The organism is Salmonella sp. SAL4457 (assembly GCF_046548235.1).
Lineage (GTDB): Bacteria > Pseudomonadota > Gammaproteobacteria > Enterobacterales > Enterobacteriaceae > Salmonella > Salmonella enterica.
Genome location: NZ_JBGDZO010000919.1, coordinates 1 through 253 on the forward strand (window position 1 = coordinate 1; position 253 = coordinate 253).

1 pseudogene is annotated in these 253 nt (G+C 62.8%); it reads right to left on the minus strand.

The annotated features are described in order from the left end of the window. A pseudogene (gene narH / locus ACLJNW_RS26880) lies at window positions 1-253 on the minus strand (nitrate reductase subunit beta); the annotation flags it as partial.

The following is a 253-nucleotide window of genomic DNA, read 5'->3' on the forward strand; positions in this document are numbered from 1 at the left end:
GGCGAAGATGTTCGCCAGCACGCGGAACTTGCCGCCGATGCGCGGGCGGATCGAACCGTCTGCCGCGCGCACCCAGCCGCCCTTCCACTTCTCCTGGTTTTCCCATTCCTTCGGGTAGCCGATCCCGGGCTTGGTCTCGACGTTGTTGAACCAGGCGTACTCCATGCCTTCGCGGCTGGTCCAGACGTTCTGGCAGGTGATCGAGCAGGTGTGGCAACCGATGCATTTGTCGAGGTTCAGCACCATGCCGACT